Genomic DNA, 363 nt, shown 5'->3' with positions numbered 1-363 from the left:
CATTTTGAACCATCAGCGCAGCATATGTTCCCATCAAAATATTCATCAGCGTTGACAATTTTTCGTTGAAAATTAGGTTCTCATTAACGCAATTACTAGTTTCCATGAATTGGCCTTCGTCTATACGTTTTAGCCAAGCAAAAAGATTTGGTGCAATTTGTTTTATTTTGTCCGCGGCTTCCGGGTCGACAAGGTTCATTCCTAATTGACCATAGATGCTCGCATCGGTTAGAGAAAAGTGATCACCGAAAATATAGTTTTGGCGGCGAAATATTGCGTCTAACGCCTCTAATATAGCTTTCCAACTTTGTTCAAGTAGTTCGTGTGTTGGTGGGAAGTCTTCTTTTGTTGGCGGTGTTAGTG

Annotated in this window: 1 protein-coding gene; it reads right to left on the bottom strand. The window is 40.2% G+C overall.

What is annotated here, in order from left to right:
- Nucleotides 1–363 (bottom strand): glutathione S-transferase C-terminal domain-containing protein (locus A3762_RS04810; protein ID WP_197469028.1); only part of this gene is annotated, 363 nt, incomplete at both ends.

The organism is Oleiphilus sp. HI0125, from assembly GCF_001635355.1.
This window is presented reverse-complemented; position numbering and strand designations above follow the sequence as displayed.